This window comes from Horticoccus luteus, from assembly GCF_019464535.1.
GTDB lineage: Bacteria > Verrucomicrobiota > Verrucomicrobiia > Opitutales > Opitutaceae > Horticoccus > Horticoccus luteus.
In genome coordinates this window covers 1,001,563-1,024,454 of the sequence record NZ_CP080507.1, presented here as the reverse complement: position 1 = coordinate 1,024,454, position 22,892 = coordinate 1,001,563, and the positions used below count along the sequence as shown (strand labels likewise).

Below are 22,892 nucleotides of genomic sequence, written 5' to 3'. Positions count from 1 at the left end.
TCAAATTGATAACGAGGCTCAGTGTTTGGCGCTGTAACGTTCAACGGTCAGCTCCATGGCGCGGTCAATGGGCAATTGCACCGTCCCGGCGCTTTGGTCGATCCACGCGTACGTCGTGGCATGCTTGGCTTCTTCGGCGCGCAGGGTGACAAGGTGCGCTTTGCGCGATTCAGGCGTCGCCTTCCATTGCTGGTCGGCCGCCAATCCTTCCGGCGCGAGTTCCCTCGGCGCCAGCGCCGGACTCCGGGTCCACCACGCCACCGCGAAGAACAACCCCAGGCACACCAAAACGGCGATGACGGTAAACAATGAAACAGGTTTTGCGGAAGGGTTACTCATGGTGCGTGAGGCTCTCGCCAATCCGAGGATCACGGATAGGAATCAGTTTGGTCGTCGCAAAGCTGCGCAGGTAAGCCCACACGCAAACGCCGCCAATGCCTACTACGGAAGTTGCCACCCACAGCAGACGAATCGAAAGAAAGGGCTGGGGATTATCGTGGCTGTCACGCAGCGCCGGCAGGACATTATAGCAAAGATCGAGAAGGATGGACGCCAAGATGCCATACGCGATGCGCCGAATAATGACCGGCGTGACTTTGTAGCGGTAGGACAGCAATAAGAGGAACGGAATGACGAAGTGGCCGAACAAAATCGCCAAACCGACCCACCACCATTGGTTGGTGTGCCCGTCTTGATTCAGTTCGCGAATGTTATACCAAAACGTTTCTTCCGGCACGTTGGCATTCCAGATCAGGAAGTATTGCGCGAAGGTGACGTAGGCCCAGAAGACCGTGAACGCCAACATGAGCTGGCCGATGCTGTGATAGTGATTGGTATTGAGCACGCCTCGATATTCGCCGCGACGTTGCAGCCAAACCATGATCACTACGCCAACGCAAAGGGCACCGCGCACGCAGTTCGCGAAGAACCACACGCCATACATCGTGGAAAACCAGTGGTATTCGAGACTCTTGATCCAGTAAATGGCTGCCGCCGTCAGGGTGATAGCTCCAATCGGGATGCCGGCTGCGGAGGTCACTCGGTTCATGAGGGTCCAGCGAGGATCGCCGTCGCTATCTTGAGTGAACGACGCTTTCCGCAAACGGGCGGAGAGCCACCACCAGAGAAGGTAAAACACGACCGTCGCGCCGAACAGTGCTTTGATACTCAGAAACGCCGATTTCTTCAAATAGAGCGGATCGTGGCCCACGGTTTCACCATTGCTGATGACGTGGCTAAGGTCGGTCCATGGCCAGACGGAGCCCGGCTTCCAGAAGGTAACAATCAGCAAGGGCAGGAAAAGCAGCAGCAACCACTTGAAGCTGGCGATCCCGTGCTCCCACTGCCGGCGAATGACGACGGACCAAGATGCATCAAAAACGTGATGAATCATGATCATCATCAGCATGCCGATGGCGATGGCCGTCCAATAGGAAATGCCGACCAAGTACGAGAAGGCGACGCTGCGAAGGTCGCTGACGAAGAGGCCGAGTGCAGTCAGCACCAATCCAATTATGCCAATGCCCAACGCTTTCGTTGCGCCAGCCGCGGGCGACGCGGCTGGAACCAAGGTGGTGGGAGCAGATTCAGCGTGAGTGCTCATTTGAGGCCAAGCTCCGATCGATGATTCGCAGGAACGTCCGCGAGCGTGCCCGTTTCGGCGCGTTGCAGGGCGCGAACGTAGGCGATTACCGCCCACCTGTCCTGAGGAACAAGCTTGTCCGCGTAAGAGAGCATATTGCCCTTGCCGTGCGTGATGGTGTTGAAGATCTCGCCTTCCGGCATTTGCCGTAGACGGTCGTCATGGTAGGTGGGCGTAGCGCCCATCCCGTAGGACTTCGTAATACCCTGCCCATTGCCGAGTGCGCCGTGGCACGGAGAGCAATAGATCGTAAAGCGTTCTTTGCCGCGTTGAAGCAGCTTAAGATCAACCGTAACTGCCGCGGGGAATCCGTGGATGAACGCTCCGGATGCGTCCTTGCCTTGATAGAGTGCGTCATCGCTACGGAGCATGTCGCGCGAGACTACACCTTCTGGCAGCGGCCGATCCGCCCGACCGTCGGCAAAGAAGTTGCTCGGCCCCTGCGGCTTGTATTTCGGCTGATACTTCATGCCAGGGAATGCCATTTCCGGAAATACATCCATGGGCGGCTTCGTGAACGCACGCCCCCGGAAGCCGAGGATGGAGAGCCCGAGAACAATGATGAGCGCAGTAATGAGATAGACGGTGCGCATGGGTCAGGCCTCCAGTTCCACGATTTCCCGACCGCCGGCCTTTTCTAAAAGCGCTTTGGTGTTGGCCAGGTTGAAACGCGGATCCCGCGCTTCAACGACGATGAAAAACGTGTCATCCATGCCACGCCTGATCTGATCGTATTTCAGTACCGGGTGGTAGTGCATCGGCAAACCATTAAGCACAAACATACCGATGATGGTCGCGAACGCGGTAAAAAGAATCGTCAGCTCATAGCTGATCGGAAACGCAAACATCGGACTGAAGTACGGTTTGCCGCCGACGATGAGTTTATATTCGAAACCGTTCGCCCACCAGATGAGCAGCATGCCGGTGCAAAAGCCGGTAATGCCACCGACGAGGGAAATGCGGGGCACGATCGAGCGACGCAAGCCCATCGCACGATCAAGCCCGTGCACGGGAAACGGAGTGATACAGTCCCAGTTCTTGTAGCCGGCATCGCGCACTTGCTGCGCCGCGTGATAAAGCGCGGGCGTATTATCGAAAGTGGCGATCAGGCCGTAAGTTTGTGCAGCCATGGTCGTTTAGTGTTTCGGGCTCGGACCGCCTTGTTCAACTTCCACCGGATCACCAAAACCCGTGGCATGCTCCGGCGTACCGTGCGGTCCATGCACGTCCGCCTGCGGCGTTACTACCTTCAGTTCGGCAATCGCCATCAGAGGCAGGAAGCGGATGAAGAGCAAGAAGAGGACGGAAAACAGCCCGAAGGTGCCGAAGAATGTGAAGATATCGACCACGGTCGGGCTGAGATAACCCCAGCTCGACGGGAGAAAATCACGGGTGAGCGACGTGCAGATGATGACAAAACGCTCAAACCACATGCCTACGTTCACGAACAACGACAGCACCCAAACCATCGTCGTATTGCGACGGACGGACTTGAACCAGAAGAACTGCGGCGTGATGACGTTGCAGGAAATCATGATCCAATACGCCCAAGCATAAGGGCCGAACGCGCGGTTGATAAACGTGAAGCCTTCAAACGGATTCGCGCCATACCACGCGATGAAGAACTCCATCGCGTAGGCATATCCGACCATCGTGCCCGTCGCGAGGGTGATCTTGCACATGCAGTCGATGTGATACTGCGTAATGAGATCTTCGAGGCGGTAGATCGATCGCAAGGGCAGCATCAGGGTCAGCACCATGCCGAAGCCTGAGAAGATTGCGCCCGCCACGAAATACGGCGGGAAAATTGTTGTATGCCAGCCTGGGATCAGCGCGACTGCGAAGTCGAACGAAACGACCGTGTGCACCGAAAGCACGAGCGGCGTCGCGATGCCGGCCAAGATTAAATACGCCATTTCGTAGTTGCTCCAATGGCGGTTCGATCCACGCCACCCCATCGCGAACAGGCCGTAGCAGAAGGAGCGGACGCGGCGCCCTTTTTCCTGAAAACGGTCACGCAAGACCGCCAGATCAGGAATCATACCGACATACCAAAAGAGCACCGAAACCGTTCCGTAGGTCGAAACAGCGAACACGTCCCATTCCAACGGTGAGCGGAAATTCTGCCAGATCGCGTTGGAATTCGGGATCGGGAACAAGAACCATGCATACCAAACGCGACCAACGTGAAAGACCGGGAAAATGCCGGCGCAGACGACGGCGAAGATCGTCATCGCCTCCGCGGAACGGTTGATCGACGTCCGCCACTTTTGGCGCAACAGGCACAAGATCGCGGAGATCAAAGTGCCGGCGTGACCGATACCGATCCAGAAAACGAAGTTCACGATCGGCCAGCCCCAGTTCACGGGATTGCGATGGCCCCACACACCGACGCCGGTGGCGACAAGGTAGGTGATGCCCGCAAAGGTAAACGAAGCGACAAAGCAAGCGACCGCGAAGCACCACCACCACCACGTCGGGGTTTGGCCTTCCACGATCCCACAGATCTTCTCTGTAATCCAAGTGAAGCTGCGGCCATGCTCGACCAACTCTGCGCGCGGCAAAATGGCTGGCTTGACCTCCCGCAGAATAGCCGGAGGGGCGGTTTGTTCGACGTGAGCCATTAGCTAACGCCTCCTAAACGTTTGGCGGAATCGAGCATCGCGTGGTCTGCTTGCTTCTTCATTTCTCCGTGGCCTTCGCCGTGCGCGCCACCTTCCGCGCCTGCGGAGGCGGGATGGCTTTTGCGATTTTGCTCCTGCCGCGTAAACGGCAGTTTTTGGAAGTCGGGCATACGCGGATTCGGGTTGCGCAGCTTACCCAGGTAAGTCGTGCGCGGACGCGTGTTCAGATAGCCGAGCACCGCGTAATCCTGCTCGCGCGCCTTCGCCTTCGAAACCGCGCTCTCCGGATCACGAATGTTGCCGAACACGATGGCACCCACCGGACAAGTCTGCTGACAAGCCGTCTTGATGACGCCGTCCGGCACCACGACATCGCCGGGATTGCCTTCCTGCGCCACCTTTACCTTGTGCTGAATTTTCCCGTTTTCGATGCGCTGCACGCAATACGTGCACTTCTCCATCACGCCGCGCATCCGCACGGTGACTTGGGGATTCTTCGACATCTGGACCAGTTCCGGCATGCCGTGCGGCCCGAGCGGTCCCATATACAAACTATCGAGTGACCGCTGATTCCAGTCGAAGAAGTTAAATCGCCGGACTTTGTAAGGGCAATTGTTTGCGCAGTATCGTGTGCCAATACAGCGGTTGTAAGCCATGACGTTTAGTCCTTCGTCGTCGTGGACGGTGGCGTTGACCGGGCACACCGTTTCGCACGGCGCGAGCTCGCATTGCACGCAGGCCATCGGCTGGAGCGAGACTTGCGGATCCTGCGGGATTTCCCGGTTGCCTTCGCCGCCAAATGCCGCCGCGTCGGCACGACCGTCGGAATAATAACGGTCGATGCGGATCCAATGCATTTGCCGACCGCGCAAGACCTGATCGCGACCGACAATCGGGATGTTATTCTCAGATTGGCAGGCAATCACGCAGGCGTTGCACCCGATGCAGGTGTTTAGATCGATGCTCATGCCCCATTGGTGAACACCATCAAATTCCGGCGTTTTATAGAGCGAGTTTCCGCGGGGGATCGTCGTCGATTTGGTCGCGAGCGGAATCGCCGCGCCATTCTGACCATAAACCGGCGGGGTTTCCGCCTCCATGCCGATCTCCTTCACAAACGCCGGATTCTCTTGGTATTCCTCGAGATTGGCCTCCCGCACGATGCCGCGCCCTTCCATCGACCAGTGTTCCTGGGTATTGGCGAGAGCGATGCGTTTGCCGGTAAGTGAAACCTTTGCACCAGTGGCAAAGTGAAGTCCTTCCGTCGTCCTGAGCGGGTAGACGTTCGTGCCGGCGCCTTCGCCGACGCGGCCGGTCGTGGTCCGACCATAACCGAGAGAAAGGATGAGCGTGTAGTTCGAGAGACCCGGCTGAATGTGCAACGGACCGCGAATCGTACGACCATTCAGCGTGATCTCCGCTTCGTGGGCCATTTCCCGACCATTGTCGGAATCCGCCAATTCAATGCGCGCCACCTGCACCAAAGCTCCTTTCGGCAAGATGCCGAGCTCCTTCGCGAGGTGCGGACTGACGAGAATGGCATTGTCCCAACAAATGCGGGTGATCGGATCCGGCAGTTCCTGCAGCCAGCCGTTATTGGCAAATCGGCCGTCATCGACTTTGTAGTCGGCGCAAAAGCGCACCTCGAGGTTCTGTTGCGACAACGTTGTCGCAGACGGCGAACCGGCCGCATCCGTGAGGCTTTTCAGGCCTGCGGAATTGATGCCGCCACCGGAAATCGGATAAGCCGAACCTTCCAGCAAGCCGTCATGGAGAAATTTGTGGAACGCTTTCTCCGCGTCGACGCCCTCGCCCACCACTCCGGCAAACGTCGCGCGCACCATGCCATGCGGGTCGGTTTCTTTTTCACCGGCAATCTTCGCGAGCACTTCGATTTCCGTGTAACCGCCGAACAGCGGCAGGATCATCGGCTGGATCGGGACGATAATCCCCTCCATCGTGCGTGCATCGCCCCACGATTCGAGATAGTGCGTCGCTGCGATGTGCGTTCCAGCGAGCACCGAGGTCTCGTTCTGATAGTAACTGAAATGAACCACGTCGGCGACCGACTTTTGCAAGGCCGCCCACCCAAGTTCCGCCGGGGCATTGTAAGCGGGATTCCCGCCAAGAATCACCAGCGTCTTGACTGCTCCGCCCTTGATCGACCTCGCCAGATCCTGAATGGACGAGGCATTGTTTTCTGCCAACGTCGCCAACTCGACGGTCTGTCCGAGATTGCCAAGCGCGGCGTTCATGGCGTGCGCCAATGCGTGCGCAGCCGCTGGCAGATGCGCGCCGGCGATCACCACGCAACGTCCTCGATGCTGCGCCAAATCGGCGGCGCATTCCTCGACCCAGCCTGACGGCACACCGGTCAACCCTTGGGCGAGACCGCTATAATCCGACGACCCCGTGATCTTCCCCGCCAACGCCGCCGCGAGCCCGACCATGTGGCTCGTAGCCAGCCGCAGGCGATGATCCGCCATCGTTCCGGTGATCGTAAAGCCACTCTCCGCCATATACAGGCGGTTCATCGCATCTTCCTTTTTCGTTACGCGCCGTTTTTTCGAGAAATCACGTGCGTAGATGAGGCTGCCCTCCTCCGAATGGAGAAAATCGGCGTCGAGCGAGACCACGCGGTCAGCCCGGTCAAAACGATACAACGGCTTGACGTGCGCCCCGAAAATTGTGCGCGCAGCGCTGGTCACCTCACCGCTGACTGGCTCATATTCCGCCCAAATCGCTTGCGGAAATTTCGCCCGCAGAGCCGCCACCAGCCGAGTGCGGGTAGGCGAACTGGATTCTTCAGCCAAAAACGCAAGACCCGCGCCGGCGTTCCCCGCGTGGTCGGTGCTGAGCTTGGCGAGCAAGGCATCCACCGCCTCGCGATCCAACGTTGCTCCGCCCTTCGTGTGCGTCGTCGCCCGGTCCGGATCGTAAAGCTCCAACAGGGATGCTTGCGCAATGGCCGATGCGGCACCGCCGTGGGGCGCGTAGCTCGGATTGCCTTCCACCTTGGTGGGGCGCCCTTCGTGCGTTTCCGCCAGCAGCGGAATGGCTCCTCCGCGCATCGGCATCGCCGTGGCGAAATACAATGGCAGTCCGGGAATGACACCCTCGACCGACTTGCCGTAAGGCAAAATATGCTTCTCGGGGCGGCGGCAGCCGGCGAGACCGATCCCACCCAGCGCAAACGAAGCCGCCATGATCTTCATGAACTGCCGGCGATCGACGCCGTTCAGTTCCGCGGCGCCACCCGGAAATTCACGGGCCACCTGTTCCTGAAATCCCGGCGTGTTGGCTAGCTCATCCAAGCTGCGCCAATATTTCGGACCAGTCAGCTCGCGCGGCGACGGTTGGGGATGTTGAACGATTCGTTTCATCGATGGCAGCCAGAGCAGCTTTGCGGCGGGTTAATCTTCATGTGCGCAACCAAATCCCGACCCAGTTTCTCCTGGGCTTCCGGGCTGGCCGGTCGCCAGTCGAGATTCGTGATCTGATCGCGTGGGCGCAGATGGGGACCCGGATTGCGGTGACAATCCAAGCACCACGACATGCTGAGCGGTTTCTCATGGCGCACGACCTCCATTTGATTGATCTGGCCGTGGCACTCCCAGCAACTGACGCCGCGATTCACGTGCACCGCGTGGTTGAAGTAAACGAAGTCGGGCGTGGAATGAATCTGCACCCACGGCACTGCCTCACCCGTCGCATAACTGTGCCGCACAGGCTCCAACAGCGGGCTTTGGGTCTTGATCTGGTTATGGCAGTTCATGCACGTCTGCGACGTGGGCACATTCGAGAAACCGGACTTCTCAACGTTGCTGTGGCAGTAACGGCAATCGATGCCGAGCTCGCCCGCATGCTGGGCGTGGCTGAACGGCACCGGCTGCACCGGGGCGTAACCGACGCGCGTGTATTTCGGCGTCATGTAATAGGTGACGCCCGCGGTCGCGATGCCTCCGACCAAAACCAGGAAAATGACGATCTGCAGCGGCAACCGATTGGCCGCTTTCGGGAATAGTTTCGACATGGGCGCGAGTGGACGGGTGAGCCAAAATCCCGCTTAAAGCGAGGCGCCGTCACGCGCAACGGCACGCGGCTCGGGGCGAATTTGGAACGGTTGATTTTTCGGCGCGGCGCGATTGCTCGTCGCCGAGGCGCGTTTCATGAGCGCCTGCGGGGCCACGCCGGCCAAGGCAATAAGCCCGGTCAGCTTGGCGAAGAAATTTTTGCGGGAAAGAGCGTGATCCACGTGCAGGTTGCGGGTTGAAATCGTTGTGAAGGAACGGAGCGGAGTTTGCGTTGTAAACCAAATATTTTCCGAAGCTTTTCCCGGCGGGTGAAATTAGAACGCGCGGCGAGGCGGAATGCTCGCGCTAATCCGTTCTGCGTCACTCTGCGACGAACCGTCCGTCACGCATCGCAAAGATCGCATCGCAGCGCTGCGCGATATCGTGGTTGTGCGTGACCAGCACCACGGCCTGACCGTTTTCGCGGGCCAGCCTCGTGAGCAAGTCAAACACCAACGTCGAATTCGCGGCATCGAGATTACCCGTCGGCTCATCGGCGAGCAGGAGTGATGGCTGGTTGGCGAGCGCGCGCGCGACCGCCACCCGCTGCTGTTCTCCACCCGACAGGTGCGTGCCGAGGCGATGAGTCTTATCACCCAATCCCACGGTCCGGAGCAGTTCGTGGGCGCGTTCTTTCATCGCCGCCGGCGCGAGGCGCCCGAGCTTGCGCATCGGCATCAGCACATTTTCCAAGGCGGTGAATTCCAGCATCAGAAAGTGAAATTGAAACACGAACCCGATATGCTCCGCCCGCGCTGCGGTGCGCGCCAGATCGTCGGTGTGCGACACGATCCTGCCTCCGATCTGGATTTCTCCGCCATCGGGTTGATCGAGCAAGCCCAGCAGATAAAGCAACGTCGATTTGCCGCACCCCGACGGTCCTACGATCGCGTTGATCTCGCCGGCCCGCGCTTCAAACGACACCCCTTTCAGCACATGGACGCGACCTTCGTCGCGCCCGAGATAGCGGTGCAAGTCCACGCAGCGGATCGCCGGAGCCACATTGGCGTCGGCCCTCATTGAGCGGACCCTCGCACGATGTCGCCCGGTTCAAGCCGTGCCGCCCGTCGCGCCGGAATGAGGCTCGCGACCATCACCATCACCACCGCGGTGCCGATGGCCTCCGCATAATGCAGCCACGACCACGCGACAATGTAGCGATTGGTGGCGAATATCCCCGAAATCTGACCGATCGGCATCAGGGAAACCGCATACGTCACTGCGGCGCCAAACGCCGAACCCAGCACCGCGCCGATGATCAGCACCACCGCCGCCAGCCACAGGAAAATCTGGGTGATATCGCGCCGATCGTAACCCATGGAGCGCAGGATCGCGATATCCTTGGTTTTCTCGATGACCATCATCGCGAGCGTATTGAACATCGCCAGACTCGCGATCAACGTGAAGACCGACACCGTGATGAGCGAGGATACCCGCAACGCGTGGAACACCGACAGCCACGATTTCTCCCGCTCCTGCCACGCCTTCGCACTGTATCCGATCACCGTCTCGATGCGGGCCGCGTCTTCCGGAGCGCGCGTCGGGTTGTGCAGACTCAACTGAATAAACGTCACCCCCGTCGGGTAGTGCAGCAGCGAACGCGTCTCGCTCAAGTCCACATAAATTCGCGTTTTGTCGATATCGCGGACGCCCGTCTCGTAAATTCCCCCGACATGGTAACGCCGCGTCTCGCCCCGCGCATCGATCATAAACGAATCCCCTACTTTCAACTGCAGCCGGTCCGCGAGCACGCGGCCGATCAGCGCCGCCGAGGGCGATTCGCGAAATGACGCCAGACTCCCGCTCGTGATCTGCTGCGCCAGATCGGAGACCTTCAGGTGTTGATCCAAATCCACTCCGAAAACCTGCGCCGATTCATTCATGAACGCGCTGCGCACGACAACATTTCCCCGCAACACCGGCGAAATGCCCGCCACGTTGGGGAATTGCCGCAACGCATCCATCACGAGCCGCGTGTCCTCGACCCCCGGGATGTATTTGCGCGCGTCGCGCTGGCTCACCTCGAAATTCGAGCCCCGCCCCGCCGTCATGCTCCGCAACGTGTCCTGCAGCTTGTCCTCGATCCGGATCGCGCCATCCGTCCCCAGGATCGTGTTGATGAAAAAATCCTGGAAGCCGCTGGTCGTGGCCTGAGTCACGATAAACAGCCCCACCCCCAGAATCGTGCAACCCAGGCTCATCGCCATCGCACGCTTGCGCGCCGTGAGAAACCGAAAAGCGATGCCAAGGTTGGGCGACATGCGACGATGCGCCTGTTTAGTTGGCCGGCGGCAACACCCGCACCTTCACGCGCTGGCCGGGATGGAATTGATCCAGCATGTCGACAATCACCTGATCTCCCGGCTGCAGCCCCTTCAGCACCTCAACGATGTTGAGGCTGGTGTAGCCGACCTCGATCGACTGCTCCCGCACCCGCCCGTCCTCCACGACGAACACGGTGTTGTCGAAAATGGCTCGCCGCGGCACCAGCACCTTTGCTTCACGTTCCGCCGTCACGATGCTCACTTCTCCCGTGATGCCCGGCACGAGCTTCGCCGGGTCGATTTTCACGTCGAGATGCACGATGTAACGCTGCGTCGCCGGATCGGCCGTCGGCAGGATTTGCGCCACCGTGGCGTCAAACAAATAGGCGCCGTAGCCGAGAAAACGCACGTAGCATTTCTGCCCGAGCTTGATGCCCGCAAAATTCTCTTCGCTGATGCGCGCCTCGACCGTGCGATCATCGGAAATCAGCGTGGCGATCGAGGTGCCACCGCCGATCAAATCGCCCGGTCGGGCCAGGACTTGCGAAATCGTCCCATCCGCAGGCGCTGTGATCGTCATCTTCGCGAGTTGCCGCCGTTTCACGGCGAGATCGTTCTCAAAATTATCGAGCTGGTTCTTGTTGTTGACCTCTTCCAACGCGCGGCGCTGCTCGATCTGCTGCACGTCGCGCCGCTGTTTATCCAACAACGCCTGCGCCATCCCGCCGGCCTTCAACTGCCGCTCCGCGGCGGCGAGGTCCTGCTTCGCCGTTTCCAATTCCAACGCGATCGAAGATCCCACCGCGATCCGCTTTTTCGCCGCCGCGTAGTCCGATTCCGTTTTCTCAATCGCCAGCTTCACGTCAGTCGGATCGAGCTGCGCGACAAAATCGCCCCGCGCGAAGTGACGCCCGGGCTTCAGCTCACTTTTCACGATGCGTCCCGCCTCTTCGCTCTTGAGCTCCATCTGAAATTCCGCCCGCACCACGACGCTCCCCGGCACCGCCTCCACGGCCTTGCCTCCCGCCACCGCCACCACATCCGCCGTCGGACGCAACAACACGACTGCGGCGACGGCCACCACGGCGGCGAGGACGACGATCACGATGATTTTTTTCATGGTTGGACGGCGGGTAAGCGCTTCAAAGCCGGATCTTGTTGGACGAGCGAGAGGAACTCGGCGGATTTCATCAGATAATCCGAACGCGCCAAGGAAGCCGCCACCTGCGCATCGAGCAGCGAGCCTTCCACTGTCTTCACGTCGTAAGACGATACTTCGCCGCGGCCGAGCTGCTCCTTATATGTCGTCACGACACTTTCCGCGGCCGCCAAACCATCCTCCGCAAACTTGAGTTCTCGGCCCGCAAACCCGAGCAGCTTGGCGGCATGTTGCACCTGCGCCTTCAATTGGTCGCTCGTCGTGCGATAACTGAGTTCGTAAAGGCGCCGGCGCGCGCTCGCCGACGCGACCGCGCCGCGCGTCGCGAATCCGTCAAAAATCGACCACGTCACCTGCACGCCGGCGAAAAGCGTGTTCACCCCGTAGCGCTGCCCGATGTTCGCCGTGTAACTCACTTGATCCTGGCTCAGTCCCGCCACGAAGTTGACCATCGGCCGCAGCTGCACGCGGGCGATATCGTAGTTCAGCCGCTCGACTTCTGCCTGCCGTTTCAAGTTGCGCAGCACAAAGCTTTGCGGCTCGGACTGCGAAAGAAAGCCGGCCTCGAGCGCCCTGATCGCATCCGGCGCGGGATCAACTTTCGCCACCGCATCCGCCAACGCCGCGTCCGGGATCGTGCCGCAACCCGTCAGCCGCTCGAGTGCGCCTTTCGCGAACGTATAGTCCTCCTCCGCACGATCTGCGGCGAGTTCGGCACGCGTGATGGCCAGGGTCGCCGCGGCCGCTTCCGAGGCCGAGATGGATTTATCCGCCAGCCGCCCCTGCGCCAGCCGGTTGTTTTCCTTCGCCAGATCGATGCCAAACCGCGCGCGGGCGAGCGTTTGGTGTTTCACGATCAACTGCAAAAACTGCCCGCGCACTTCGTTGACGAGCAGGCGATACGCCTCGGCCGTCTGCCCGCTTTCAAATTTCTGCCGCAGCGTGCCGATGCGGGCGCGATTGCGCAGCTCTCCCCAGTGAAAGACCGACTGCGACACGCCGACATTGTAATACGTCTTCTGCGAAATCTGGCTGCCCGGCAAATCCTGCCGCGACTCGCGCTGCTCGTTGAATTGGCCGTAGGCGGAGGCGTGCGGCAGCAGCCCGGATCGGGCGACCATCGCATCGCCATCCGCGACCGCCATCTGCGCCGCCCGCTCCAGCATCTGCGGCGACTGCGCCAGCGCGCAATCGAGCAGACGTTGCAACTCCGGATGCAGTTCCTCGGGCAGCGGCGGCGGGTTCGGCTCCGCCCGCCCGAAGCAGGCGAGCAGCCCGGATAGGAGGCACAGCAGAAGGACCCGGCCACCCGGGCTGAAGCGCAAGAAAGTCACACGTAAACTCGTAGCCACGCGACCCGGCCGAGTCGTGGCAAGCCCAAAGCCCCCCGCGCCCGCCCGCCACCTTGTCCGCCGCGACGGGCGCGCCGAGGTGGAGGTTGACCGTCGAATTTCGCGCGGCTTATCTGCCCTGATGAAGAAAGTTTTCATCACCGGGATCACGGGGCAGGATGGTTCCTACCTCGTGGACCTGTTGCTCGAAAAGGACTACGAGATCCACGGACTCGTGCACCGGCCCGACGCACTGATGAACAGCAATCTTCGCCATCTGCTCGGCGACAGCGGCGTGTTGAACCGGCGCCTCTTCCTGCACAACGGCGCGTTCGAGGATGCCACGCATTTGCGCCGCATCATTGGCAAAGTGAAGCCCGACGAATTCTACCATCTCGCCGGCCAGTCGAGTCCGCGGTTGAGCTTGGAGCTGCCCGAAAGCACCGTCGACAGCATCGGCATGGCCACGCTGCGCCTGCTGGAAATCCTGCGCGACCTGCCCGACCCGCCGAAGTTTCTCTACGCCTCAAGCAGCGAAGTCTTCGGCTCACCGCCCCACTCGCCGCAGGATGAAAACACGCCCCTGACCCCGACCACGCCTTACGGCGCGGCCAAGGCCTTTTCGCAGCAAATGGCGCGCATTTACCGCACGGCTTACAAACTGCAGACTTGCTCGGCCATTCTCTACAACCACGAGTCGCCGCGGCGCAGCGGCAATTTTGTCACGATGAAAATCGCCCGCGGCGCCGCGCGCATCAAACGCGGCTTGCAGCAAAAACTCACTCTCGGCGCGCTGGGCGGCCGGCGCGATTGGGGCTGGGCGCCCGACTATGTGCGCGCGATGTGGCTCATGCTGCAAAACGTGCCCGTCGACGATTACGTGCTCGCCAGCGGCCGCCTGCACAGCGTCCAGGAGTTGGTCGAAATCGCATTCCGCTGTGTTGATCTGAACTGGCGCGATCACGTGGATTTTGACGCGAACCTGGTGACGAGCATCGAGCCCGTCGCCCCCTGCGGCAACCCCGCGAAGGCCAAGCGCGTCCTCGGCTGGGAAAACACGGTGGCTTTCGAAGAAATGATTGCGCGACTCGTCGAATCCGAACTGAACAAGGTCGCATGAGAAAAGCGCTTATCACCGGCATCACCGGCCAGGACGGCTCCTATCTAGCTGAATTACTGCTGGAAAAAGGTTACGAAGTGCACGGCATCGTGCGCCGCTCGAGCAGCATCAACCGCGCGCGAATCGACCACCTCCAAGCCTTCGAGCACGGAGAGAACAAGCGCCTCTGGCTGCATTACGGCGACCTCGCCGACAGCGTTTCGCTCGTCAAACTGCTTTACCAGCTCCAGCCCGACGAAATCTACAATCTCGCCGCGCAGAGTCACGTTCGCGTCAGCTTCGATATTCCCGAATACACCGCTGACATCACCGGTGTCGGTGCCGCCCGCATCTTGGAGGCGGTGATCGAATCCGGCATCGGCAAGAAAGTGCGCTATTACCAAGCGTCCTCTTCCGAAATGTTCGGCAAGGTGCAGGCCGTCCCGCAGACGGAAACGACGCCCTTCTATCCGCGTTCGCCCTACGCATGTGCCAAACTCATGGCGCACTGGCTGACGGTCAACTACCGCGAATCCTACAATCTTTTCGCGTGCAGCGGCATTCTCTTCAACCACGAGTCGCCCCGCCGCGGAGAATCGTTCGTCACGCGCAAAATCACGATCGCCGCCGCGCGCATCAAGGCCGGCCTGCAGAAGGATCTTTTTCTCGGCAACATCGACTCCAAACGCGACTGGGGCTACGCCAAGGAATACGTTGAAGGCATGTGGCGCATGCTGCAGCAGGATGAGCCCGATGACTACGTGCTCGCGACGAACGAGACCCATACCATCCGTGAATTCCTCGACGTCGCGTTTGGGCGGGTCGGCCTGGACTGGCACGACCACGTGAAGTTCGACGACCGCCTCCTCCGTCCCGCCGAAGTGGACCTGCTCATCGGCGACTACGCCAAGGCGCAGGCCAAGCTGGGCTGGGAGCCCGCCACGCGCATGAAAGGCTTGGCCGAACTCATGGTCGACGCCGACTGCGCCGCGCTGCGGCCGCAGTAAATCGTCGCCCATGAGTGCCCCGCTCACGGCACCGGCCCCCGCCGCGTCTGGTTTCCTCGCCCACGGAAACTTCATCGGCTCCATGTGGCGGTTCCGCGGTCTGCTGTGGCAGTTCACTCTGCGCAACGTCGAACTGCGGCACCGCGGCAGCCACCTCGGATTGGTGTGGTCGGTGCTGAATCCGCTTTTGATGCTCGCACTTTATGTGCTGGTCTTCGGCTACATTTTCCGCGGTCGCTTCAACGCGGCGCATCCCGAAAGCCGCATGGACTATGCGCTCGGCATATTCCTTGGCCTGACGCTTTTCCATCTCTTCGCGGAGGTGCTGGGCGTGGCGCCTATGATCATCATCACGAATCCCAATTTCGTGAAAAAAGTGGTGTTCCCGTTGGAAATACTACCCGCGGCGGCCGTCAGCTCTGCGTTTTTTCACATGCTGATCAGCCTCGCGCTGGCTTTGACCGGCATCGCCCTGTTCGGTCCGGGGCTGGGTTGGAGCGTGTTCTGGCTCCCGGTCATCCTGCTGCCGGTGCTGCTCTTGCTACTTGGCACCGCATGGATGATCGCCGCCGTGGGCGTCTTCTTTCGCGATATTTCGCAGGTGATGGGCTTCGTGAGCATGGCGCTGATGTATGCCAGCGCAGTCGTCTATCCTGCCTCCGCCATCCCACATTCAGTCTGGGTGTGGCTGCGTTTTAACCCCATGCTGCTGGCGGTTGAGCTTTCCCGCGATGTCGTGATGTGGGATCGACCCATGCATTTCACCTACTTGGCTTACCTTTTCGCGACCGGTCTTCTCGCCAGCGCGGGGGGCTTTTGGATATTCTCCAAACTGAAACCCACCTTTGCCGATGTGGTATAGCGTAAAGCCTGGGCGTAGGGCGGGCATCATCCCACGACAGCGCAACATGCACCGCGAAAGCGCCATCCTCACATGAACGCAGAGCCGGCCATTCTTGTTCGCAACGTGAGCAAAGTTTACCGGATCTGGGACAGTCCCAGTTCGCGGTTGACCTCGCCTTTGCAACGAAACCTCGCCCGCGTCTTTCCGCGCCGCTCGCGACTGCGGCACTGGTGGGAGGCGCGGGCCGCCCAAAGTTATCGCGATTTCGCCGCGCTGCAGGAAGTGTCGATCGTCATTCACCGAGGCGAGAGTGTCGGGATTCTGGGCCGCAATGGCTCTGGGAAATCGACTCTTTTGCAAATCATCGCCGGCACGCTTCAGCCGACGACCGGCGACGTGAAATTGAGAGGTAAAGTCGCTGCACTTCTCGAGCTCGGCAGCGGCTTTAACCCCGATTTCACCGGGCGAGAAAACGTTCACCTGAGCGGTGCCGTGCTCGGCTACTCGCGCGCGGAAATGGAAACCCGCTTCGACGGCATCGCCGATTTCGCCGACATCGGCGACTTCATGGATCAGCCGGTGAAAACGTATTCCAGCGGCATGATGATGCGACTGGCGTTCGCCGTGCAGACTGCGGTGGAACCGGACATTTTGATCGTCGACGAGGCGCTTTCGGTCGGCGATGCCCCTTTTCAAGCCAAATGCTTTGCGCGGCTGCGCTCCATCCAGGCCGCGGGCTGCACCATTCTTTTTGTCTCGCACGACATCGGAACGGTGCGCGCCTTCTGTCAGCAGGCGCTGTGGCTCGACCACGGTATCCCGCAAGCGCAAGGCGTAGCTAACGATGTATGTGCCGCTTATGCCCGGGATTGTGCCCGGGCCATGGGGATGGAGTATCAGGAGTCGGCGCCGGTGCAACAGGAGTCCGTCAGCAACACGGCAAAGAATCGTTCTTCCGTTCTCCTGCGGGAAAGCCGCGCCGAATTCCAGAAAAACGCGCGACTGAGCCGGCGCGGCAACGGACGCGTGCAAATCAGAAATTTTTTTCTGCTCGATGCAGACGGGAAACGAACCACCGAACTCACTTGGGACCAAGAGGTGACAGCCGTTTATGTCGTCGGCAGTGATCGCGAGTTTGATGGCCTTTTTCGGCTCAGCGTCACCTGCATGAGCTTGCAAGGCGTGGAATTGCTTTCATGCACCGATCGCACCCATCAACATCGCCTCAGGCTGAAGCCGGGCGCGGAAGAGGTGCTCACCATGCAGGTGAAATTCCCGCTCGTCGCCGGCCGCTACGCACTTTTTTCCGGCCTCTTCATTTTTCCCGATGATGCCGTGTTTCCCGGAGGCACGCTGGACTTCAGTCGCTCCACCGCCGCCGACTTGCTCAGCTTCAGCGCTTTTATTGAAATCCTCCCACAATTCAATCTGGGGATCCACGGCCCGGTCCACCTCGAGACCCCGCTGTCGTTTGCAGCCGGGTAAATGTCTTTCACCGTTCGCACACCATGTCTGAAGGCCAGCCTCTGTTTCCCGAACCATTGCACGTCGGCCGCCCTAATATCGGCGACCGCGAGGCCTTCCTGTCCCGCGTCGGCAGCATGCTCGACCGCCGGTGGTTCACCAACAACGGTCCCCTCGTCCAACAATTTGAGCACAGCGTCGCCGACTTTATCGGCGTCAAACACTGCGTCGCGATGTGCAACGCCACCGTGGCGCTGGAAATCGCCAGCCAGGCGCTGGGTCTCTCAGGCGAGGTCATCGTGCCTGCGTTCACCTTCGTCGCCACCGCCCACGCGCTTCAATGGCAAGGTATCACACCTGTTTTCGCGGACATCGATCCCGGCACGCACAATATTGATCCCAACTCGGTCGAACGCCTGATCACCCCGCGCACCTCCGGCATAGTCGGAGTGCACGTTTGGGGCCGCGCGTGCGATGACGCCGCTCTCGCTCATCTCGCGAAGAAGCACGGGCTCAAATTGATGTATGACGCCGCCCACGCGTTCGGTTGCTCTTCTCACAACGGACGCCTCATCGGAGGGCTCGGCGACTGCGAAGTGTTTAGCTTTCACGCGACCAAGTTTCTCAACAGCTTTGAAGGCGGCGCCGTCGTCACGAACAATGACGCGCTCGCGGAAAAAATGCGGCTCATGCGCAACTTCGGCTTCCTCGACTTCGACCGCGTGGTCCACCTCGGAGTCAATGGCAAGATGACCGAAATTTGTGCCGCCATGGGTCTTACGAGTTTGGAGAGCGTGGCGGACCTGATCGCGATCAACCGCCGCAACTACCTGGCTTATCAAAGCAATCTCCGCGGCACCCCTGGGATCGCGCTTATCGATTATCCGCCGACCGAAGCGAATAACTACCAATACGTCGTCGTTCAGGTCGATCCAGCCCTCTGCCCGGTTGGCCGCGACGAATTGGTTCGGCACCTGCACGCCAACAACATCCTCGCTCGAAAATACTTCTGGCCCGGCTGCCACCGCATGGAGCCCTACATCACACTTCAACCTAACGCCTGGCGTCATCTACCAGTCACCGAACGGGTCGCACAAGGGGTCATGGTCTTGCCCACCGGCCAATCGGTGGGACTCGACGATATTGCTGCCATCTGCGGATTGATAAAAACGATGGTGGCACACGCGGCCGCGCGCTGAAGCTTACTTCCCCCTCTCTTCGCGCAGGAATTCTGCCTCTAGCACGGCGAGCTTCTCCGCGTCCCTCTGGCCCAAAACCCGCGCTGGGTTTCCGGCGACAATCTGGCATGCGGGCACGTCCTTCCGCACCAAAGTCAGTGCACCAACTGAAGCGCCGCGCCCGAGTGTGACTCCGGGCAAGATCACGCTACCGCTGCCCACGATGGTGTGGGGCTCGATACGCACTTTGCCGCGGCTCACTTTCCTATACTTTTCCGGCACCGTCGGATTCGTAAGATGGCCTCCCACATAATCATCCGAAGCTGTGTAAACGGCGACCCGGCTGGACAGCCCGGCGAAATCGCCAATCTCGACCCCTTCGCTGCCAAAGATCATCACGCCCGCTGCGAGGTGCACGTGGCTTCCAACGACCAGTGGTTCGGCCGCAGACAACACGCTGAAGCAATCAATCCGCACATGAGAACCCAACCGGATCCGCTCCGGACGGAAAAACTCAACCGTGCGATGGATGGAGACGTGATCGCCAAACTGGAGCCCCAATGCCCGCAGTTCTTCGTCCGTGTAATGCATCGCGCAACTTAAACGCCTCGGCCCGGTCTGGCCAAGGCTGATTCCAATTCTGCCCCCAACTTCTCCTTCGAAAAGGCCTGCTTTACTTTCCGTAATCCGCTGTAGTGCTGCACCGCAAGTGACGTCGACCACTCTCCGCCCTCTACCGCTCGCTCAACAAACCTGGCCGGCGGGCACACCGCCGGTCGTGACCGTGTTTTGCGTGACCTTCAACCACGCGGCGTTCTTGTCGGAATGTCTCGAAGGCTTCCTGCGCCAAGCAACCACCTTCCCGGTGGAGATCATCATCCACGACGATGCGTCCACCGATGACACCCAAGCCATCATCCGCGACTATGCGGCCCGTTATCCAAACATCATCCGACCGATTCTTCAGACCCAAAACCAATGGAGCGCAGGCCTCTCTCCTCTCCGCCTGCTCGGCCGCGAAAGTCGCGGCGAATTCGTCGCCCTTTGTGAAGGTGACGACTTTTGGATCGAAGCCGACAAGCTGGAAGCGCAAATTGAAATTCTCCGCCGACACCCGGAGTGCAGCGCTTGCTTCCACAACGCCCGCTTGGTCGACGCTGATGGTCGCGTCCTCTCCGAGAGCTATTTTCAGTCGGCCCAGACCACCTTCACACGACGCGATGTGCTCGACACGCTCCTTTCGCAGGAACCCACCTGCTCGCTCGTGTTTCGTCGCGATCGTTACGATCCGCTGCCCGACTGGTTTCTTCGGCGGCCATGTGATCTCTTCTTGGATCTTCATCTGGCCAGCCACGGCCCGCTCTACTTTCTGGATCGTAACATGGCCGCCTATCGCCGGCACGGCGGCGGCATCTGGAGCCGCGAGCGCCAGGCTCATCAGCTCGTCGAGCTCATCGTCCGCTTCCGGCTTCTTGAGGCCGAGCCCGCATTTTCTGACGCCGATGATCGCGAATTGATCCGGCGCAAAATTTCGGAGTTTCAAGCGGGGCTTTTTTCACGCGACGATTTCGACGGCGAACTGGCCCGCGTGACCCGCTTGCTGGGGGAGCAGAACTCCCTCATCGCGGCGCTCCGGGAATCCGGAGGCCGCGCACAAAACGATGTCAACGCGCTCAACCAACAGGTGCACCAACTCGCCGCAACCGTCAGCCAGCAACGCGACTATATCGCCGAATTCGAGAACGCTCAGTCCGCGACTGGCTGGATCGGTCGGTTGCGGACGCACGCCGCAGGCGCCGATCAGACCGTCGCCGAACAATCGGCTCTGATCACAAATTTGCAGGCGCAGCGCCAACAACTGGAAACCTATCTGGCTGAGCTCCGTCAGGAAACGGATCGGCAGGCCGCCGTCGGCGACGAACAACTGCGCTATATCCGATCATTGGAAACGCAACGCGATGAGCTGACCTCCGCCGAAGGTCCCCTCGTCCAACTGCGCACGCGCGTGGCGCGCCAGGATGAAATCATCGCCGAACAGACGGCGTTCATCACCACTTTGCAGAATGAGCGGGAGCGGCTTGAACGTCATCTCGCCGAAACCCAACGGGAAGTCAGCCGACTCCAAAATGTCTCCCGCGAACAAGCGGAACATATCCGCACGTTGGAAGTGCAACGCAATGAGTTGACCAAGGCTCGCTAAAGCGTGTCCATTGCGCCCCGCGCTGTAATGGACTCGCCTGACCTGCTCATCAGCGCCGTCGAGGTAAACAACCATCACGGCGTTGGCATTCTTCTCCAACGGTTTTTTCCGGACTCTTCCGGCATCATCACCCTTCGTTCCCGCTCACTCTACGGCGGCCAGGAATCCTTTGGCCAAGAGCACTGGGAGCTGCGTTCGCAGTTTCGGACCGTCCCTGACACGCGAAGCCGGCTCGCCGACCTTCTCGCTGGCCGCCGCATCCGGCGCATTCTTTGCGTGCCTTACTATCGGGAGGATTTCATTCACGGCATCCTGGCAAAAGAACTCACCGGAGCGCCGCTCTGCACGTTCATCATGGATGACCAGACCGTCTTCACGCCGCAGGTGCCCGCGCACTGGCCTGCTCGGTTACTCGCCTCCTCCGACTTGCGGCTGGGTATCTCACCCGAACTCTGCGCTGCCTACGCTCGGCGTTTCTCGTATCCGCTGGAGTTGCTGCCCCCCGTCGTCACAAAAGCGGTTCCACTCATCCCCTGCTATTGGGAAACTGAGCCTGGCGAGCCGCTGCGCGCGGCCATGCTGGGGAACGTCTGGACGGCCGCGCGGTTCGATCAATTGCGCGAGCTCACGCGCGCCACGGGGCTGCATATCGATTGGTATGGCAACGGAACCCAAGCCCCCTGGCTGACCGGCGCGCCCGAAGAATGGGAGGTCGACCACATTCGCACCATGGGATTCCTCCCCGAAGAAGATCTCATCGCGGCGCTCGCCTCCTATCCTTTCATCGTCGTCCCCTCCGGCAGCCTTGATCAACACGATGATAACCCCGCGTTTTCTCATTTAAGCCTGCCGTCCCGGTTGGTCTTCCTCCACACGGCCACCGATACGCCCGTGTTGCTACTCGGCAGTCCCGATACAGCCGCCGGCCGCTTTCTTTGCCGCTTGGGCACGGGCCAATGCTGCGCCTATCAACCGCACGCACTGATCCAAACGATTCAGGCGCTCACGAACGCCGCCGTTCGCCGAAAAATCCAGCAAGCGATCCGCCATTGGTCGCCGGCTTTGGTGCTTCCTGACGCCGGCGAATGGATTTGGTCATCGCTCGCCAAAGGCACGTCAGCACCGGCCCCTTTCCATGCTGCGTTTCCTCCCGAAACGTTTCCTCCTGGCTGGCTCGAACGTATCGAGCCCTTTGCGACGTCGCCTTGGACGCGCCCTTCGCCAGCAAATGATACGCCCGCACCTCTCGCCTTGGTTCATCTTCGCAATCGTCATCACGGGTGGGCGGTGGCTCAGGGGATGGCCCTGCCATCCCTGGAAGAAATCGAGCTCGGGGTATTTTTGCGCGCCGCGGTTGCCACGGGCGCGCTGACTGCGACGCGCACGCCCGGCGATTTCCTTATTCTTGACGACGCGGCCGGCCACTGGACGCACCTGTTGAATCGCGGGCACCGTTTGTGGCATCCCGCCAACACCAACGACTGGCTTGTTGATCGCGAAAACTTCCACGCGATCGAAGCACTCGGTGCCGCCACCCCTTCATCCGGCGTCCCCGAGAAATTTGACGCGATCCTCAGCGGATCGTGGCTCGACCAAGTGACGACGGCGGAACAACTGGCCTGCTTGGTCGCGCGTTTGAAACGACACATCAAACCCGGCGGCCTCAATCTTCATGGCGCAACAGCCGTCATTCATCCGGACTATTTTTGGACAGGTCCCGCCGCCGCCTTTCTTCGCGACGCCTTCGGATTAGCTTCATGGGAGCTGGATTCGCTTTTGGCAGATCCGGATCTCTATACTATGAGCCGCAAAGCGTACGATCTGCAATGGGCCGCGGTGACTAAGCGGCCTTACGACGACTTCGGCCGCCCCGTCGCCCTCTTACTCGCGTGGTCGGCACCTCCTGCTCCCTCTGCACTAAGCGTCTTCAACCGACTGCGGGCGTGGCTGCGCGGATAAGTTGGCTGCCGGCTGCACGTTCGATTGAAGCCGCTTGCATTCACCGGA

The 22,892-nt window shown here is 60.3% G+C and carries 20 protein-coding genes; 7 read left to right on the top strand and 13 right to left on the bottom strand.

The features are described 5' to 3' along the window. Window positions 1–18: 18 nt before the first annotated feature. The 12 genes from K0B96_RS04060 to K0B96_RS04005 form a co-directional block, all read right to left on the bottom strand. Window positions 19–339, bottom strand: coding sequence for a hypothetical protein (locus K0B96_RS04060; RefSeq protein WP_220164137.1), 321 nt, complete (start codon window positions 337–339; stop codon window positions 19–21). Beyond that, window positions 332–1,603, bottom strand: coding sequence for a hypothetical protein (locus K0B96_RS04055; RefSeq protein WP_220164134.1), 1,272 nt, complete (start codon window positions 1,601–1,603; stop codon window positions 332–334). The genes K0B96_RS04060 and K0B96_RS04055 overlap by 8 nt, the downstream gene beginning before the upstream one ends. After that, window positions 1,600–2,235, bottom strand: coding sequence for a c-type cytochrome (locus K0B96_RS04050; RefSeq protein ID WP_220164132.1), 636 nt, complete (start codon window positions 2,233–2,235; stop codon window positions 1,600–1,602). Before K0B96_RS04050 ends, K0B96_RS04055 begins: the two co-directional genes overlap by 4 nt. Before the next feature lie 3 nt (window positions 2,236–2,238). Then, window positions 2,239–2,772 (bottom strand): DUF3341 domain-containing protein, encoded by a 534-nt coding sequence (locus K0B96_RS04045; RefSeq protein ID WP_220164122.1) that lies wholly within the window; start codon window positions 2,770–2,772, stop codon window positions 2,239–2,241. A gap of 6 nt (window positions 2,773–2,778) precedes the next feature. Continuing rightward, a complete protein-coding gene (nrfD, locus tag K0B96_RS04040) occupies window positions 2,779–4,266 on the bottom strand; it encodes an NrfD/PsrC family molybdoenzyme membrane anchor subunit (RefSeq protein ID WP_220164111.1) in 1,488 nt (495 codons plus the stop codon). Beyond that, a complete protein-coding gene (locus tag K0B96_RS04035; protein WP_220164109.1) occupies window positions 4,266–7,649 on the bottom strand; it encodes a TAT-variant-translocated molybdopterin oxidoreductase in 3,384 nt (1,127 codons plus the stop codon). Before K0B96_RS04035 ends, nrfD begins: the two co-directional genes overlap by 1 nt. Next, window positions 7,646–8,299: a cytochrome c3 family protein gene (locus tag K0B96_RS04030; protein ID WP_220164107.1), complete on the bottom strand. Its 654-nt coding sequence runs from the start codon at window positions 8,297–8,299 to the stop codon at window positions 7,646–7,648. The genes K0B96_RS04035 and K0B96_RS04030 overlap by 4 nt, the downstream gene beginning before the upstream one ends. A 33-nt stretch (window positions 8,300–8,332) precedes the next feature. Further along, on the bottom strand, window positions 8,333–8,521 hold the full coding sequence (locus K0B96_RS04025) for a hypothetical protein (RefSeq protein WP_220164105.1): 189 nt from the start codon (window positions 8,519–8,521) through the stop codon (window positions 8,333–8,335). A 139-nt stretch (window positions 8,522–8,660) separates the two neighbouring features. Continuing rightward, complete coding sequence (locus K0B96_RS04020; protein WP_220164103.1) at window positions 8,661–9,359, bottom strand: ABC transporter ATP-binding protein; 699 nt, start codon at window positions 9,357–9,359, stop codon at window positions 8,661–8,663. Then, window positions 9,356–10,600: an ABC transporter permease gene (locus K0B96_RS04015; protein ID WP_220164101.1), complete on the bottom strand. Its 1,245-nt coding sequence runs from the start codon at window positions 10,598–10,600 to the stop codon at window positions 9,356–9,358. Before K0B96_RS04015 ends, K0B96_RS04020 begins: the two co-directional genes overlap by 4 nt. Window positions 10,601–10,616: 16 nt before the next feature. After that, on the bottom strand, window positions 10,617–11,723 hold the full coding sequence (locus K0B96_RS04010) for an efflux RND transporter periplasmic adaptor subunit (protein ID WP_220164097.1): 1,107 nt from the start codon (window positions 11,721–11,723) through the stop codon (window positions 10,617–10,619). Continuing rightward, window positions 11,720–13,096 (bottom strand): TolC family protein, encoded by a 1,377-nt coding sequence (locus K0B96_RS04005; RefSeq protein ID WP_220164096.1) that lies wholly within the window; start codon window positions 13,094–13,096, stop codon window positions 11,720–11,722. Before K0B96_RS04005 ends, K0B96_RS04010 begins: the two co-directional genes overlap by 4 nt. Before the next feature lie 139 nt (window positions 13,097–13,235). On the opposite strand from K0B96_RS04005, the gene K0B96_RS04000 reads away from it, so the two are divergent. The 5 genes from K0B96_RS04000 (at window position 13,236) to K0B96_RS03980 (ending at window position 18,706) form a co-directional block, all read left to right on the top strand. Further along, on the top strand, window positions 13,236–14,213 hold the full coding sequence (locus tag K0B96_RS04000) for a GDP-mannose 4,6-dehydratase (RefSeq protein ID WP_220164093.1): 978 nt from the start codon (window positions 13,236–13,238) through the stop codon (window positions 14,211–14,213). After that, window positions 14,210–15,199 carry a GDP-mannose 4,6-dehydratase gene (gmd, locus tag K0B96_RS03995; protein ID WP_220164091.1) on the top strand — a complete coding sequence of 330 codons (990 nt, stop codon included), beginning with the start codon at window positions 14,210–14,212 and terminating at the stop codon, window positions 15,197–15,199. Before K0B96_RS04000 ends, gmd begins: the two co-directional genes overlap by 4 nt. Window positions 15,200–15,209: 10 nt before the next feature. Next, window positions 15,210–16,061, top strand: a complete 852-nt coding sequence (locus tag K0B96_RS03990) for an ABC transporter permease (RefSeq protein ID WP_220164089.1) — start codon at window positions 15,210–15,212, stop codon at window positions 16,059–16,061. Window positions 16,062–16,325: 264 nt separating this feature from the next. Then, entirely contained in the window at window positions 16,326–17,528 is a 1,203-nt protein-coding gene (locus K0B96_RS03985) for an ABC transporter ATP-binding protein (RefSeq protein WP_220164087.1), read from the top strand. Between the two features lie 23 nt (window positions 17,529–17,551). Next, the gene (locus K0B96_RS03980; protein ID WP_220164085.1) at window positions 17,552–18,706 is read left to right on the top strand and encodes a DegT/DnrJ/EryC1/StrS family aminotransferase; all 1,155 of its coding nucleotides are present in this window, start codon (window positions 17,552–17,554) and stop codon (window positions 18,704–18,706) included. A gap of 3 nt (window positions 18,707–18,709) precedes the next feature. Here the strand turns inward: K0B96_RS03980 and K0B96_RS03975 are convergent, their stop codons facing one another. After that, complete coding sequence (locus tag K0B96_RS03975) at window positions 18,710–19,276, bottom strand: acyltransferase (protein ID WP_220164083.1); 567 nt, start codon at window positions 19,274–19,276, stop codon at window positions 18,710–18,712. Window positions 19,277–19,394: 118 nt separating this feature from the next. On the opposite strand from K0B96_RS03975, the gene K0B96_RS03970 reads away from it, so the two are divergent. Both K0B96_RS03970 and K0B96_RS03965 read left to right on the top strand, forming a co-directional pair. Further along, window positions 19,395–20,885, top strand: a complete 1,491-nt coding sequence (locus K0B96_RS03970) for a glycosyltransferase (RefSeq protein WP_220164081.1) — start codon at window positions 19,395–19,397, stop codon at window positions 20,883–20,885. A 27-nt stretch (window positions 20,886–20,912) separates the two neighbouring features. Next, window positions 20,913–22,844 (top strand): hypothetical protein, encoded by a 1,932-nt coding sequence (locus K0B96_RS03965; RefSeq protein ID WP_220164078.1) that lies wholly within the window; start codon window positions 20,913–20,915, stop codon window positions 22,842–22,844. Window positions 22,845–22,892: the final 48 nt, after the last annotated feature.